General features: G+C 37.1%; 12 protein-coding genes. 5 read left to right on the top strand and 7 right to left on the bottom strand.

Going from position 1 to position 16,762, the window contains the following annotated elements:
- Positions 1–96: 96 nt before the first annotated feature.
- The 4 genes from EQG68_RS00060 to EQG68_RS00045 form a co-directional block, all read right to left on the bottom strand.
- On the bottom strand, positions 97–1,086 hold the full coding sequence (locus tag EQG68_RS00060) for an aspartate-semialdehyde dehydrogenase (protein ID WP_129462749.1): 990 nt from the start codon (positions 1,084–1,086) through the stop codon (positions 97–99).
- 139 nt (positions 1,087–1,225) lie between these two features.
- Entirely contained in the window at positions 1,226–1,633 is a 408-nt protein-coding gene (gene mscL, locus EQG68_RS00055) for a large-conductance mechanosensitive channel protein MscL (protein ID WP_129462748.1), read from the bottom strand.
- A gap of 66 nt (positions 1,634–1,699) precedes the next feature.
- Complete coding sequence (locus EQG68_RS00050) at positions 1,700–4,141, bottom strand: bifunctional UDP-N-acetylmuramoyl-tripeptide:D-alanyl-D-alanine ligase/alanine racemase (protein ID WP_129462747.1); 2,442 nt, start codon at positions 4,139–4,141, stop codon at positions 1,700–1,702.
- Between the two features lie 2 nt (positions 4,142–4,143).
- Positions 4,144–4,764, bottom strand: coding sequence for a thymidine kinase (locus EQG68_RS00045; RefSeq protein WP_129462746.1), 621 nt, complete (start codon positions 4,762–4,764; stop codon positions 4,144–4,146).
- Positions 4,765–4,866: 102 nt separating this feature from the next.
- On the opposite strand from EQG68_RS00045, the gene EQG68_RS00040 reads away from it, so the two are divergent.
- Both EQG68_RS00040 and rsmI read left to right on the top strand, forming a co-directional pair.
- Positions 4,867–5,817, top strand: coding sequence for a hypothetical protein (locus tag EQG68_RS00040; RefSeq protein ID WP_129462745.1), 951 nt, complete (start codon positions 4,867–4,869; stop codon positions 5,815–5,817).
- A complete protein-coding gene (gene rsmI / locus EQG68_RS00035; protein WP_129462744.1) occupies positions 5,818–6,495 on the top strand; it encodes a 16S rRNA (cytidine(1402)-2'-O)-methyltransferase in 678 nt (225 codons plus the stop codon).
- A gap of 56 nt (positions 6,496–6,551) precedes the next feature.
- On the opposite strand, the gene EQG68_RS00030 is transcribed toward rsmI, so the two are convergent.
- A complete protein-coding gene (locus EQG68_RS00030; protein ID WP_129462743.1) occupies positions 6,552–7,841 on the bottom strand; it encodes a type II toxin-antitoxin system HipA family toxin in 1,290 nt (429 codons plus the stop codon).
- A gap of 2 nt (positions 7,842–7,843) precedes the next feature.
- Positions 7,844–8,167, bottom strand: coding sequence for a helix-turn-helix domain-containing protein (locus EQG68_RS00025; protein ID WP_129462742.1), 324 nt, complete (start codon positions 8,165–8,167; stop codon positions 7,844–7,846).
- Between the two features lie 107 nt (positions 8,168–8,274).
- Here EQG68_RS00025 and EQG68_RS00020 point away from each other — a divergent pair, with 107 nt between their 5' ends.
- Entirely contained in the window at positions 8,275–8,697 is a 423-nt protein-coding gene (locus EQG68_RS00020) for an OsmC family protein (RefSeq protein ID WP_129462741.1), read from the top strand.
- 21 nt (positions 8,698–8,718) lie between these two features.
- Entirely contained in the window at positions 8,719–10,407 is a 1,689-nt protein-coding gene (gene recJ / locus EQG68_RS00015) for a single-stranded-DNA-specific exonuclease RecJ (protein ID WP_129462740.1), read from the top strand.
- Here recJ and EQG68_RS00010 read toward each other — a convergent pair.
- Positions 10,404–11,192: a UDP-2,3-diacylglucosamine diphosphatase gene (locus EQG68_RS00010; RefSeq protein ID WP_129462739.1), complete on the bottom strand. Its 789-nt coding sequence runs from the start codon at positions 11,190–11,192 to the stop codon at positions 10,404–10,406. The two genes, recJ and EQG68_RS00010, sit on opposite strands and share 4 nt — an antisense overlap.
- A 165-nt stretch (positions 11,193–11,357) precedes the next feature.
- On the opposite strand from EQG68_RS00010, the gene EQG68_RS00005 reads away from it, so the two are divergent.
- The coding region (locus tag EQG68_RS00005; protein WP_164975349.1) for a choice-of-anchor L domain-containing protein at positions 11,358–16,762 on the top strand (5,405 nt) is incomplete at its 3' end.

Below are 16,762 nucleotides of genomic sequence, written 5' to 3'. Positions count from 1 at the left end.
AAAATAAAAAAAATTCAGCAATATATTGTTTTATAAAAAATTCTTTATAAACAAAAAAAGCCCCTAAAAAGGAGCTTTTAACTATATAATATTATCTTAAACTAAATTATTCTCCACCAAATACTCCGCAATTTGCACCGTATTAGTCGCTGCACCTTTGCGTAAATTATCGGCCACAATCCACATGTTTAAGGTGTTGGGCTGACTTTCATCGCGGCGAATTCTACCCACAAATACATCGTCTTTTCCTTGTGCATAAATCGGCATGGGATAGGTTTTGGTGTCTAAATTATCTTGAACGGTCACGCCGGGTGTGTTATGTAAAATCGAACGCACTTCATTCACCTCAAAATCATCTGAAAACTCCACATTCACCGCTTCACTGTGTCCGCCAACCACCGGAATTCGGATGGCAGTTGCTGTCACGGCTATGCTTCTGTCGCCCATAATTTTTTGGGTTTCGCGAACCAATTTCATTTCTTCTTTGGTGTAGCCGTTGTCTTCAAACACATCACATTGCGGAATGGCATTCCTATGGATGGGGTATGGATACGCCATAGCTCCTTGGATGTTGTGGTACTCATTCTCTAATTGTTGCACCGCTTTTACACCCGTTCCGGTAATGGATTGATACGTGGAAACAATTACTCGTTTTACGTTATATTTTTTATGTAACGGATTTAAAACCATCACCATTTGAATCGTTGAACAGTTTGGATTAGCAATGATTTTATCATCTTTAGTTAATTCGGAAGCATTGATTTCTGGAACCACTAATTTTTTGGTTGGATCCATTCGCCAAGCGGAAGAATTGTCGATTACGGTTGTGCCGGCTTCAGCAAATTTGGGAGCCCAAGCTAAGGAAGTTTCTCCTCCGGCAGAAAACAAAGCAATGTCGGGACGCATTTCAACTGCGGTTTGCAATCCAACTACCTTGTATTTATTTCCTTTGAATTCAATTTCTTTACCAATCGACTTTTCCGAAGCAACCGGAATTAATTCTGTAATCGGAAAATTTCTCTCCGCTAAAACCTGAAGCATAACTTCGCCAACCATTCCGGTAGCACCAACAACTGCAACTCTCATGTGTGAATTTTTAGATTTAAAGTACAAAAGTAAAGAATAGTACGTTGAAAAAAATCAGTTTCACAAAATTTTGGTTTTTTGTAAAAAAAGACCCCGAACAAGTCGGGGTTTAGTTAGAATATATAGTGTAGCGGAACGACTATTTTTTCAATAAATCTCTGATTTCTGCTAATAATTCTTCTTGTGTTGGTCCGGCAGGTGCAGCTGGAGCTTCTTCAACCGGTTTTTTCATTTTGTTGTATGCTTTGATAATCATAAACATCACAAAGCCTACAATCACTAAATTAACTAAAGTGTTTACCCAAGCTCCCCAACGGATGGCAACTTCAGGAACGGCAGCAACGCCTTCTGATTCTGCTACGGCTGCTTGTAAAACTACTTTCATTTCAGAAAAATCAACGCCTCCGGTTAACATCCCAACAACAGGCATAACGATGTCGCTAACAAATCCATTCACTACAGCTCCTACAGCTCCTGCCATAATTACTGCAACGGCAAATTCAATAACATTGCCGGTCATGATAAAATTCTTAAATTCTTTCAACATAATTTTAGTTTTTAAAGTTTTGTTAACACGAAGTTAGTTAAAATTTTAACAATTGCAATAAAAAAATTACTCTCTGTAGAAAATTCGCTTGACACGTTGTGAAATTCCGGTCAGAATTTCATAAGGAATGGTGCTCAATTTTGCTGCCATGAAGGATACGGATGGATTTTCGCCTAAAATGATGACTTCGTTTCCTTCCACACATGGAATGTCAGTAATGTCGACCATTAACATATCCATACAAACACTGCCAACAATCGAGGCTTTTTGGTTGTTGATGACTACAAAACCTAGTCCGTTGCCCCAACTTCTTCTGATTCCGTCGGCATAGCCAATTGGGATAGTAGCGATTTTTGTTTCTTTTTCGGCGATGAAACGTCTACCATAACCTACACTTTCTCCAGCTTGAATTGTTCGAATTTGTGAAATTACCGATTTTAAAGTGCCCACATTTTCCAAAAACTTTTGTTCGTTTGCATCGTTTGAAATACCATATAAACCAATCCCCAAACGAACCATATCAAATTGAGCTTGCGGATAATTGGAAATGCCGGAGGTGTTTAAAATATGTCGAATCGGACTAATTTCTAATGCGGCACTTATATAAGTAGAAATACGGTTGAATTTTTCAATTTGTTCCAATGCAAAATCGTGGTGTGCTAAATCATCGCTTGTGGCCATGTGCGACAAAATACTTTTTACTTGCACTGTTTTGCAGTTTTTTAGAATCGAGATTAATTCTTCCAAGTGAATTTCATCAAAACCCAATCGATGCATTCCGGTATCAATTTTCAAATGAATCGGAAAGTCCTTCAAGTGTTTTTGTTTGGCAATTTTTAAAAAGGCATTCAATCCTTTTAAACTATAAATTTCGGGTTCTAATTCATGTTGAATAATGGCCTCAAAGCTGGTAGACTCCGGATTTAAAACCATAATTGGCAAATGGATTCCGTTACTTTTGAGAGCAATTCCCTCGTCGGCGAAAGCCACCCCTAAATAATCTGCTTTGAGGTATTCCAGCAATTTGGCAATTTCTAACCCACCATTTCCATAGCTAAACGCTTTCACCATCACCATCATTTTGGTTTCCGGTTTTAGCTTTGCTTTATAAAAATTATAATTGTGCGAAAGAGCATTCAGGTTTATCTCTAAAACCGTTTCATGAGTTTTTTCTTCTAACAACGATACGATTTCTTCAAAATGAAAGCTGCGTGCTCCTTTAATAAGAATGGTTTCGTTTTCAAATTGTAAACTATCAAAATGAGCTAAAAAGTCGGCTTGAGAAAGAAATGTTATGCCATTTAAAAATTTGTGTTTATAGTGAGAAATGGTCTCGCCTACACCAATAACCCGATTAATTTTATTGGAAATCACCATTTGAGAAACGCGAGAATACAATTCGTCATTTTCTAAACCACTCTGAAAAATATCCGATAAAATCAAGGTTTTTTTATGGTGTTGTTTTTGACTTTCCAAAAAGTCTAAGGCGATTTTTAACGATTGAAAGTCGGAACTGTAACTGTCATCAATAATGGTTGTGTTGTTAATGCCTTTTTTCACTTTTAGCCGCATTTCAATCGGATATAAAAGCGACAACCGATTTTGAATGGTGTCAAAATCATACTTAAAATAAAACATGACCATCAAACATTGAATCACATTTTCAATAGAAGCCTCATCAGAAAATGGGATGTTAATTTTAAAACAGGTTTTATCAATGGTGATATTCAAACTCGTTTTATCATTCGTAGTTTTATGATGAATCAAAACATCTGCTGATTTGTCACTTGAACTCCATGAAAATGTTTTGATGTTCGGATTTAAGAAAGCGTCAATTGATTTATTTTTGTTATAAATCAAAACATCAACATTCGGGAAAAGTTTTAATTTTTCTTTGATTTTCTGACCCAAATTTTCAAAACCTTCATCGTGAGCAGAACCAATATTCGTTAAGATTCCTATGGTAGGATGGATGATGGCTTCCAACTTTTGCATTTCATTTACGGTGGAAATTCCCGCTTCAAAAATGCCTAAATTGTGTTGCTCATTGATCCCAATCACTGAAAGTGGAACACCTACTTGAGAGTTATAGCTTTTCGGACTTCGGATGATGTTATAATCAGGACTCAATAAAAAATTAAGCCATTCTTTGACAATCGTTTTACCATTGCTTCCGGTAACACCAATAATTGGGAAACTGAATTTTTTTCGATAAAAAGCGGCAAATTGTTGGAGGGCAACTAGTGTATCTTCAACTTTTAAAAAATTAATTTCCGGTGTTGGATTCACCACTTGTGAAACCACGAAGTTTTTTACTCCTTTTTCAATCAGCTCTTGGATGTAATCATGACCGTTATGGTTTGGACCAATGATACAAAAGAAAAGCGTGAATTCATTATTTTGCAACGAACGGCTGTCTATGGAAACATTCTGAATACTATTTTCAGGATGATTTCCGAAAAATTCAGCTTGTAGTTGAGGAATAATATCGTTGACAACGAGACTCACGGTTAGGTTTTTGATTTGTTTTCTGCTTCCGTTTTGTTTTCTGCTTGTTCACGCATAGCATGATAATAGGCGGCTCTGCTTAACGGTTCATATTCTTCGGTTTCGCCGAGCATAACCAATTTGTCATTGTCTGCTTTTCTGAAACTGTAATTAGCTAAATTTCCGGTTCGGGTGCAAACGGCGTGCACTTTGGTGACATATTCAGCTGTAGCCATTAGTGCGGGCATTGGACCAAAAGGATTTCCTTTAAAATCCATATCTAAACCGGCAACAATTACCCGAATGCCGGAATTGGCTAAATCATTACAAATGGTGATGATTTCATCGTCAAAAAATTGAGCTTCATCAATACCCACCACATCGCAACCTTGAGCTAAAATACGAATATTGGCGGCGGCCGGAACGGGTGTAGAACGAATTTCATTTGAATCGTGAGAAACCACCATTTCATCGTGGTAACGCGTATCGATGGCCGGTTTAAAAATCTCCACTTTTTGTTTGGCAAACTGAGCTCTTTTTAGTCTTCGGATGAGTTCTTCGGTCTTTCCGGAGAACATTGAACCGCAGATTACTTCAATCCAGCCAAATTGTTCTTTATGATTTACGGTATTTTCAAGAAACATTTTCTACTTTTCTAGCTAAAGAATAACATATTTTATGTTATTTTGTATCAGAAACAAATTTATAAAATTCCATTCGCTAAATTCAATATAATTGTAAAAGTTATGAAGAAAAAGTTAGAAGCAGATTTAATTAGTATTGCACACCGTGTTTTAAAATTAAAAGGAAAAGAAGATGTAATTCAATTGCATCAGGAAGCTCAAAAATTATATGAAAAATTAGCGGTTCTTCGGTTTTATGAAGAAAACATAAACGTGTTGAAGAATGAAATTTCAGAAGATGAATTAGAAGAAAAACTCCTAGCTGAAACTCTATCTCAACCGGAAGTCGTTGTCGCGGAAGAAAAAATACAAGAAGTTAAAACAGAAGTTTCTCTAGAAACTGTGGAAGAGGAACCTATTCAAGAAGTGGTGGCAGAAGAAACCATGGAAGAAGAAATCGTATTGGAGGAAGAGGAAATTATGGTTGAAGAAGTAATAGAAGAGGAAATATCCGAAGAAGCAGAGCCTGTTCAAGAAGAATTAAAAGAGGAAAAACAAGAACCGGTTTTTAGTCCACTATTTGAATTGGCGGAAGAAGAAGAGGAAAAACCGGCTGCTAAAATGGAGCAAAAACAAATTTCATTTGAAGATTTACTAGGGACAGATTATAAAGAACCGGAATTTGTAAAAGTGAATGACGTTCCGAAAGAAGTAGAAAAAGTAACCGAAATTTCATTTGAAAAAGTAGAAGAAACCATCATTCCGGAGGTTAAAAACGAAACCAAAACAGAGGCTTTTACAGTAAAAACCGAACACAAAACAGCCTCTTTAAATGATACCTTAATCAAAGGAATTAACATTGGTTTGAATGACCGAATTGCCTTTGTGAAACATTTATTTGGCGGAAGTAACGAAGATTTTAACCGTGTAATCTCTCAAATCAGCACCTACGATTCGTTTGAAGAAGTGCAACAATTTATCGTTGATATGGTGAAACCTGATTACAATAATTGGGAAGGGAAAGAAGAATATGCGGATCGTTTTATGAATTTGGTGGAGAAAAAATTTGCGTAGATGAGCAAACTCTACATCGTTCCCACACCCATCGGAAACCTAGAAGACATGACTTTCAGAGCCATCAAAGTGCTCAAAGAAGTCGATTGCATCTTGGCCGAAGATACTCGAAACAGCGGAAAATTATTGAAGCATTTCGAGATTGGAACGCACATGCAAAGTCACCACATGCATAACGAACACAAAACCGTAGAAGGTTTGATTAAACGTTTGCAAACCGGAGAAACCCTTGCGTTGATTTCTGATGCGGGAACTCCTGCTATATCCGACCCGGGATTTTTGCTCACCCGAGCTTGTGTAGAAAATAACATTGAAGTAGAATGTTTGCCCGGAGCCACCGCTTTTGTTCCTGCTTTGGTGAACAGCGGATTACCCAATGATAAATTTGTTTTCGAAGGTTTTTTGCCTGATAAAAAAGGAAGACAAACTCGTTTTTTAGCCTTAGCCGAAGAAGTCAGAACGATGATTTTCTACGTTTCGCCACACAAATTAAATAAAACCTTAGCGGAATTTGTACAGTATTTTGGTGCCGATAGACAAGTTTCCGTTTCTAGGGAATTATCAAAATTACATGAAGAGACCGTTCGCGGAACAGCAGCTGATGTTTTAAAACATTTTGAAGCTAAACCCGCCAAAGGGGAAATTGTAGTGGTAGTTGGGGGAAAAGCATCAAAATAAATTGTAACAAATAAGTTTCGTTATGACTGTTTTTAAACATTAATGAAACAATAAAGTTACATCAATAAATTAAAAAAGCTTTTTATTTCTTTTTGTTGAGCCGAAGAGATGAGTGCTTTTTCGGCAAATTCATCCCATTTTAAAATCGATTTCCGACATTCATCAATAATTTGTTTTGGCCTTTTAATGTTGACGTTTTTCGCTAACGTTACTACATCATTCAACTCAATGTTTACCTTTTTTCCATTAACCGTCATTTGATGAGCTTTCAACCAAAAATTGGACGGATTAAAGGCAAAAGTCACATCATATGCCGGTGAAAGCGACCATTTTCCATCCGAATTCATCAAAAAAGAAATGTTTTTAGTATGGTCATCTTGGTTTCTGGCCATTACGTTAAAAATCATTCTTCGGTATAATTCTTCCATGTCGGGATAGGGCAATTGCATTTGTCGCATCACCATCAACGCTTGTTCATACGAATAGGAACCCGGCAAATTATAATCAAAATGAGCTAAACCACACAACGTTTGCATGTGCATTTTCTGATTGTTTTGTCGATCAAAACGCTTCGTCATAAAATGAGCTCGCTGATTTTCAATTTTCAATTCGCTTTCCATCATGTTGATTCCGGCAGCGGTTGCCATCAAATAATAGGCATATTCAATGTTTCCGTAGCCTTTTGGGTCGCCCAATTGATGATTGGTCACACCGTCGAATTTTATCAACCAATAATCAAAACCTTCCAATCCATCAATTTGACCTGAGCGAACTTCACCCGTTTTTTGATTGTAGGCAATAATGGCTTTCGCACGTGCTCCTCCGGCAGAACTTCCCACTTGAAGAATATCTGAAAAACCTTTTTCATCTTTCAAATTGGTTTGAAAAGAAGCCCGTTCCGCCAAAACTTCTTTCGCAAATTCAACCAAAGCTTCAATTTCTAATGCATTGGAAGGAATCATTTGTTGTCCTGATTCTGGTTCAAACTCTAATGCTCCCATGCCACGTTTGCCAATGTAACAAAGTCGATCAACCGGATTAAAGCTTTGAGCAGTTTTACCTTGTCGAGCGAGCCAAGCATCAATTACTTGATTTCCAAATTTGTCCGGTAAACTGTCTGCTAACAAACCAGGCAACCCTTTAAATGTTTCAAAATTTAAAAATGGAAATGAAAAAACCCGCCGTCCTTTGCTCACCTCAGACATTGGAAGTGTTATAGGCGATAAATCTAAACCAGAGTCAATAAAATTTTTGTCGAATTCAAAAACCCCCACATTTTTAGACTCGTCCCAAAGCACCGCACCTAACTTGCGATTCCATATTTTTACAGCAGCAATTGTATTCATATTTATTTGGATGGAGAAGCTTTTTTGCGGTATTTGGAACGTTCTTCCATAACTTGTAACGGACTAATTTCCGGTTCTTCGTTGAGGTAATTGAGTAGTTCTAATTTTCCCAATGCTCGCATGACTTGCACCATGGTTAACAAGTTGATTGCCTTTCCGGATTCCATACGACTAATGGTTATTCGGCTTAAACCGCATTGTTCGGCAAGCTCTTCTTGAGAGATGTTTTTGTTTAGTCGCATTTGTTTCAAACTGGAACAAAGCGATCGAACAACAGCGGCATCGGTCATGGCATACCAATTTTTATTGTAGCTATTTTGATACATTATTACTTATTTTGTTCATTAATGAAACAAATATGCAACAAATTTACAATATTTTTTTGAATTAAAAAATTTTTAAAAAATCATTATCTTTGAAAAAAAAGTTCAACATGACACATCAAATTTCAACAAAATGGTTGGGAGGAATGGCGTTTGAAGCGACCAATCCAGGAGGAAATTTCAGAATTGATGCCGATATTGAAATTGGTGGAACGAATAACGGACTTCGTCCAAAAGCCTTGATGTTGGATGCCTTAGCGGGTTGCACAGGAATTGATGTGGCTTCTTTGTTGCCCAAAATGAAAGTTGCAGTAGATTCGTTTCATATTGATGTTGAAGGCGATTTAACCGAAGAGCATCCTAAATATTATCATGCTGTTCGAGTAGTTTACCACTTCTATGGAAATGATTTAGAAAAAGAAAAATTACAAAAAATCGTAAATTTATCAGTAGAAAAATATTGCGGCGTTATGGAAATGTTTCGTAAATTTGCCGAAGTGGATGTGAAAATTGAGTACCATCCAAAAGTATAAGCCATTCAAAATTAATTTATTATGCGTTGGAACATCAAACCCAAACCGGAGCCTCATTTGGTTTCGCAATTAGCAACCGAACTTAAGGTTAGCAAACTCATTGCCTCTCTTTTAGTACAAAGAGGAATTACTACTTTTAACCAAGCCAAACAATTTTTCAGACCGTCTTTAAACGATTTGCATGATCCGTATTTGATGAAAGATATGGACAAAGCTGTTCAACGAATTGAAAAAGCGATTGCCAATCAAGAAAATATTTTAGTTTTTGGCGATTATGATGTGGATGGAACAACAGCGGTTTCTTTGGTCTCCTCTTATTTTAGAAGTTTTTATCCGAATGTTGCTACCTATATTCCGGATCGGTATGATGAAGGTTACGGTATTTCGTTCAAAGGAATTGACTTTGCAGACGATAATGGTTTTTCTTTAATCATTGCCTTAGATTGTGGGATAAAATCAATTGATCATGTAGCTTATGCGAAATCAAAAAATATTGATTTCATCATTTGTGATCACCATCGACCTGGGGAAAATTTACCCGACGCCATTGCCGTTTTAGACCCAAAAAGAAGTGATTGTACTTATCCTTACGATGAACTTTGTGGTTGCGGAGTGGGTTTTAAATTGATACAAGCCTTAGCACAAAATAAAGGTGAAACGATTGAAGATTTGATTCCGTATTTAGATTTAGTCGCTACAGCAATAGCCGCCGATATTGTTCCGATGACGGGAGAAAATCGCATCTTAGCCAAATTTGGTTTAGAATTCATCAATTCCAACCCAAGACCCGGAATTAAAGCATTGATTCAAAATGTAAAGAAAAAAGTGCTTACGATTACCGACGTAGTTTTTATAATCGCACCACGAATTAATGCCGCCGGAAGAATTAAACACGGTAATCACGCAGTTGAGTTATTGACTGAATTTAATTTGGAACAAGCAGAACAATTTGCTTCTGAGATTGAAGGATATAATCTGAATCGAAAAGATTTAGACAAACAAATCACCATTGAAGCCTTGGCTCAAATTGAAGAAAACAACGAAAAAGAAAAATTTACAACAGTTGTTTACAATGAAAATTGGCACAAAGGTGTAATTGGAATTGTAGCTTCTCGTTTGACGGAAACCTATTATCGTCCGACGTTAGTTTTTACCAAAAGTGGTGATAAATTAGCGGCTTCGGCTCGTTCTGTCAAAGATTTTGATGTGTATAATGCGTTGGAAAAATGTTCCGAATATTTAGAGCAATTTGGCGGACACATGTATGCCGCCGGAATGACATTGAAAGAAGAAAATTATATACAATTTAAAGAAGCATTTGAAAAAGTAGTACAAGAATCCATTCATCCCGATTTATTAATTCCTGAAATATCGGTTGATGCCGAAATAGATTTAACAGAAATTAATCCGAAATTAATTAGACTTTTACATCAATTTGAGCCTTTTGGTCCTGAAAACATGACCCCAGTTTTTACAGCAAAAAATCTAACGGATACCGGTTATGGAAAAACACTTGGTCAAAACGATGAACATTTGAAATTATTTGTAAAACAAAATAACTCAGAAGGTTTTGGTGTAATTGGTTTTGGTTTAGGAAAAAAATTAGAGCTAACCAAAAATCACAAACCGTTTGAAATGGCTTTTTGTATTGATGAAAATGAGTTCAATGGAAATGTTACGGTTCAATTAAGAGCGAAAGATGTTCGTTAGTTTTTGAATTCTTTCAACTCAAATTTTTCGCCATCAAAAACACCATAAGTAAAATAGCCAATCCAATCACCGAGGTTGATGTAGGTTGAATTTTCTCCTACTTCCAATTGCATGGGTAAATGACGATGTCCGAAAATGAAATAATTATAGTGTTTGAAAGTCAGTTTTCGTTTAGCATATTGCACGAGCCATTCGTTTTCTTCACCTAAAAATTTTACGTCTTCTGCTCCTGAAATTAATTTATTTTTTACGGAAAGATATTGAGCTAATTTCACCCCGATATCCGGATGCAACCAACGAAACAACCATTTAGAAAACGGATTGGTAAACACTTTTTTCATGCGTTTATAGCCTTTGTCGCCCGGACCTTTTCCATCGCCATGGCCAATTAAAAAAGTTTTACCATTAAACGTATATTCTTGATTATCATGAAAAACGGGAATATTTAATTCTTTTTCAAAATAATCATGCATCCATAAATCGTGATTTCCCACAAAAAAATAAATGGGAATTCCGCTGTCTCGAAGTTCGGCTAACTTTCCCAAAACACGCACGAAGCCTTTAGGTACAACTGTTTTATATTCAAACCAAAAATCGAATAAATCACCTAATAAAAAAAGTGCTGTAGCATCGTGTTTGATTTCATCCAACCAAGCCACAAATTTTTGTTCTCTTGGGAAACTGGCCGCTGGAGTCGGGGCCCCAAAATGTTGATCGGATGCGAAGTATATTTTTGTTTTCAAATTATTATAATGTGATTCAAAGATACAAAAAATGTTTATCATCTTTTTAAACTTCAAAATTGTATCTTTTATAAATAATTAAACATTTTATCTCTTTTTTGTGAATTATATCGGTTTTAAGTTCATTTTGTCGTTTTTACTATTTATAGCAACATATTTTTTCTATTTTAGATGACTAAATAACAACAACCTAAACGTCTTTATTTTATGAAAAAAATTACATTTTTATTGCTGTTGTTTTTACTGACCGGAACGGTTTCCCTCGCTCAAGAAAACTTTGAGGGCGGAATTCCATCAGGATGGACAGTATTTAACAATGGGTTTGGTACCAATCAATGGACAACCGTATCAACAGTAACAAATCCCCCAACCGTGTGTGAAGGAACAATTTCTGCCTTTGCAAATGGCCGCGAAAATATTGGGGCCGGAAACACCTCTGAAAAATGGATGGTTACTGACCTTTTGACTGTTCCTCAAAACGGTCAATTAATTTTTTCGACGCGTTCTACTATCAACGGATTTGATAACACAACTTACCAAATTAGAGTTTCTACAGTGTCTCAAACTAGTGGGTTTACTATAGTAGCTCAATGGTCAGAAGCGGAGTTGAACGCAATATTCAACATCTGTGAAGAAAAAACGGTCGATTTAGGTACTGCAGGATTCGCAGGACAAGATATATACATTGCTTTTGTGATGTTAGTAAATCAACCTACTACTGCTCCCACCGGAGATAGATGGATTGTGGATGATATACGATTAGTGGAGCAATGTATTAATCCGGAAAATATTCAAGTGGGTGGGATTTCCTTAGATGGAGCTACCATTACGTGGGATAATCCGGGTGGAGCAGCTCAATTTGAAGTCGAAATAGTAGAATTTCCAAACACTCCCACTGGATCAGGGGAATTGGTAACGGGAACAACATTTAATGCAACCGGTCTCTCTGCAACTACACAATACGAAGTGTATGTTCGTGCAGTTTGCGACCAAAGTAATAGCGAATGGGTTGGTCCGGCAAATTTCTTAACAACATCACCCGGTCAAACGTGTAATGCACCGATTCAAATTGCCTCATTACCTTATTCAACCACAGATAATACCTCCGTTTATGGAGATGATGTAAATGGACCCCCAGGAACAGGTTGTGGTAGTCCAAATGGATTTTTAGATGGTGATGATGTTTTTTATTCATTTACTGCCCAAAACAATGGCGTAGTTAACATTACAATGACGCCCACAGGAACATGGTCAGGATTATTTGTTTATAATAGTTGTGCTAATGTTGGAGTGAGTTGTATTGCCGGTGTTGCAAACAGTGATCAAACACCTAGAGTCATAGACTTACCGGTTACGGCAGGCCAAACCTATTATATTGTAATTTCAACTTGGGCTGCACCTCAGAGTGTTGCATACACTTTAACACTTCAAGTTGTTAATTGTCCACCACCGGCATCACTTTCAGCTGCCAATATCGGTCAATCAAGTGCTGAATTATCTTGGTCTAATCCGAGTGGTGCGACTGCATGGGAAGTAGCCGTGCAACCTGCTGGTTCTGCAATTCCATCTGGATCAGGTGTAACGGCAACTACAAATTCAGGATTTTTAGCCGATGGCTTAACAGCAGCAACTGCGTATCAATATTATGTCAGAGCAGATTGTGGAGACGGAACATTCAGTGTTTGGTCAGGTCCATTTTTATTTAATACAACCATTTGTGAACCAAGCGAACAGTGTACCTATACATTTAGGTTGCAAGATAGTTTTGGTGATGGCTGGAATGGTGCAACCATGTTGGTAAGACAAAACGGGATAATTGTAGCTACCTTAGGTCCATCTTTCATTAATGGTTTTGGGCCAATTGATATAGCAGTTTCGCTATGTAATAACTTACCATTTGACCTTTTTTGGGAAAATGGTGGAGGTTTTTCTACTGAAGTTAGGGTTTCAATCATTAATCCCTCACCCTTTAATCAAGTACTTTATGCCTTAACAACATCCTCTCCCGGGTTAGTTGGAAGTGTTCTCTATTCCGGAACGGTTGACTGTGATAATCCTGCATGTTTACCACCAAGCGGTGTTACTGTCAGTACTATTGGAGATACATCAGCAACAGTTAGTTGGACTGTAATTCCCGGAGTGACACAATATGAAGTGATTGTGCTTCCTGCAGGTTCTCCTGCTCCTACTGCATCCAGTACAGGTGAAATTGTTACCGGAAATTCGCTTGAATTAACAGGATTAACAGCAGCCACCTTATATGATGTATATGTTCGATCAATTTGTTCTACACCAACACCAAGTAATTGGACTCAACCTGCTTCATTTAACACAACCATTTGTGAAGTGGCAAATCAATGTTTATATTCATTTATTTTGACAGATAGTTTTGGTGATGGATGGAATGGAAATACGATGAATGTTACACAAAATGGCATTGTAGTTGGAGTGATTGGACCGACTTTTACAAATGGATTTGGCCCTGTAACCGTGACAGTACCACTTTGTGACAACTTACCTTTTGAATTATTTTGGAATACAGGTGGTGCTTTTGCATTTGAAGTTGGTGTTGAAATTATTGACCCATTTGGAGAACAATTATTTATAAAATTACCTGGTGAAGGTACGCAAGGAACATCATTGTATTCTGGCTTTGTAAGTTGTACTCCCCCATCTTGCCCAAAGCCGAATACATTAGTAGCTTCTGCATTAACACAAACCGGAGCAACCTTAACTTGGAATGAAATAGGAACTGCTACCTCCTGGGAAGTAATAATTCTACCGGCAGGGTCTCCTGCACCTCTTCCAACTGATACCGGTGTTGTGCTTACAGAACCAACATACACTGTAAATGATTTAGAACCCGGTACTGCATATGTGTTTTATGTAAGAGCAATTTGTGCAGTAGATGATCTTAGCAATTGGGCCGGACCAAGAGCTTTTGTAACTTTGATTGCTAATGACGATTGTGATAATGCTATACCTGTGCCTGTTAATCCTGATACAAATTGTTCTCTATTTGTGAACGGAACGGTAATTGGAGCAACAGCCTCTTCTCAACCAAATGATTGTGACGGAACAGCAGATGATGATGTTTGGTTTGAATTCGTAGCAGAAACCACTACACACTCTGTCAACTTAATTAATATAACAGGCTCTACTACTTTCTTGATACATGCTGTTTATTCAGGAGACGAATGTGGTAATCTTGTTCAAATCGAATGTAATGATAATAACCAAAGTGTTATTTCTGGTTTAACACCGGGTGAAACATATAAAATTAGAGTGTTCACTTGGACAGGTACTCCAAATCAAACGTCAACATTTGATGTGTGTGTTGGAACTGTTCCTCCTCCAATTTCAGCGAATACGACACAATACACTGTCCCTGAACTTGTTCAAGATATTTTAATTAATTCTACTTGTGCTTTGGTAAGTAATATCACTTGGTCTACGGGCACAAATTTTGGATCTGAAAATGGTATTGGTTATTTTGAACAAAACGGTTCTACCTTCCCATTTGAAAACGGAATTGTAATGACAACAGGTAATGCGGCAAGTTCACCTGGACCAAATTTAAATACTTTAGGAGATGGTAATCAAGCTTGGGTCGGAGATGCTGATTTAGAAGCTATTATTTTAGCGGCTACAGGTAATCCGATGAATTCCAGAAACGCTTCAATCATAGAATTTGATTTTGTACCCTTAACTGACTTTATAAGTTTTGATTTTATTTTTGCTTCTGAAGAATATGGAACTTTCCAATGTACATTCTCCGATGCATTTGCTTTTTTATTAACCGATTTAAATACAAACGTAACAACTAATTTAGCTGTAATTCCTAATACAAACGTTCCAGTTTCAGTTGTAACGATTCGTGATCAGGCACATAATGACGATTGTGGGTCTGTTAACCCTGAATATTTTGATGCTTTTTATGAGTTGCCAACAGGATTAAATCCCCTTGGTGCACCAATAGATTATAATGGAGTTACAATCCCAATGATTGCATCTTCATCTGTAATTCCAAATAACACTTACAGAATTAAGTTAGTTATTGCAGATCGTCAAGACAACTCGTTTGACTCTGCCGTTTTCTTAAAAGGGGGCAGTTTTAATATTGGTAATATCGAGTTAGGAGAGGACTTTTTAGTAGCTTCTGGAAATGCTTTATGCCCTGGTGACACTACTGTTATTGACTCTGGGTTAAGTCCAGATACTTTTACATTCCAATGGCTTTTAGGCGAAGATGTAATTGCTGATGAAACAGGTCCATCTCTTGTTGTTGATGAACCGGGACAATACACACTTATAGCACAATATACCAATACCAACTGTAGTACTTCAGATTCAATTATCATTGAATATTTTGATGATTTTGTTACTGGTGAACCAAATGATTTATACTTCTGTAGTGCTTCTGGATTTGGAACATTTGATTTAACTCAAAATGATGAGCCCTTAACAGCTCCTTTAGGAATTAACTATGTTATTGGTTATTATTTAACTGAAGTAGACGCTACACTTAACCAAAATGTAATAGCGAATCCAACCGCTTTCAACAACACTGAAAACCCTCAAACGATTTACGTTAGAGTTTCTCCTGTGAGTGGTGATTGTTTTGCGTTGAATAATTTCCAATTAATTGTGGAAGACTTAACGCCTCAGTTTACAATAACACCTGACTTCTCCATTTGTGAAGGAGCTATTGGAACCATTGAAGTTACACCAACCAACTATGATCCAAATTCTGTTACTTTTTCTTGGACAATTGATACCAATCCTCTGCCTGATACAACTAGTTCTATTTCAGTAACTACCGCAGGTGTTTATGAAGTTACTGTTGATTTTGGAGGATGTACAAATACTGCTTCTACAACGGTAACAGTCATTCCTTTTGTTGATATTGAACCAATTGAGGATGTTTCAGCTTGTGATACTTTTGTGCTACCTGAACTTTCAGTTGGAAATTATTATACTCAATCTAATGGAACCGGAGAACAATTACTTGCTGGTTCCGAAATTACAGAAACGACAACTCTATTTGTTTTCGTTCAAAACGATGATTGTTCAGACGAGGAAACATTTACTATCACAATTAATACAATTGTTGCAGATATTTTTGAAGATGTAAGTGTTTGTGAAAGTTATACATTACCTGATCTAAGTGCAAATAATGCTTATTACACTCAAGCAGACGGTTTGGGGACTCAGTTACTTCCTGGTGAATTTATTACAGAAACCTCTACTGTTTACGTTTATGCTAGTTCAGAAACAACACCTAATTGTACAGATCAAAGTAGCTTTACTGTCACCGTATCCTCAGAGATTTTACCAACTTTTGATCCGATATCAGTTTGTCAAGGTTCGGAATCACCGTTATTACCGACGACTTCATTGGAGGGAGTAACGGGAACATGGAGTGGGACAATTGACACGAGTGTGGCGGGTAATTTTGATTTTACTTTCACGCCTGATGGCACCTTTGAATGTGCTATTGCAACCACAATTACGGTAGAGGTAAAACCAACCCAAGCGGCTACTTTTGATACGATAACCACCACTTATTGCCAAGGAGCAACAGCGGATGCGTTACCTTTATCAAACAATTC

The organism is Flavobacterium piscinae, from assembly GCF_004122145.1.
In the GTDB taxonomy this organism is placed as follows: domain Bacteria; phylum Bacteroidota; class Bacteroidia; order Flavobacteriales; family Flavobacteriaceae; genus Flavobacterium; species Flavobacterium piscinae.
Note: the sequence above shows the minus strand (reverse complement) of the source record. Positions and strands in the feature narration are given on the sequence as shown.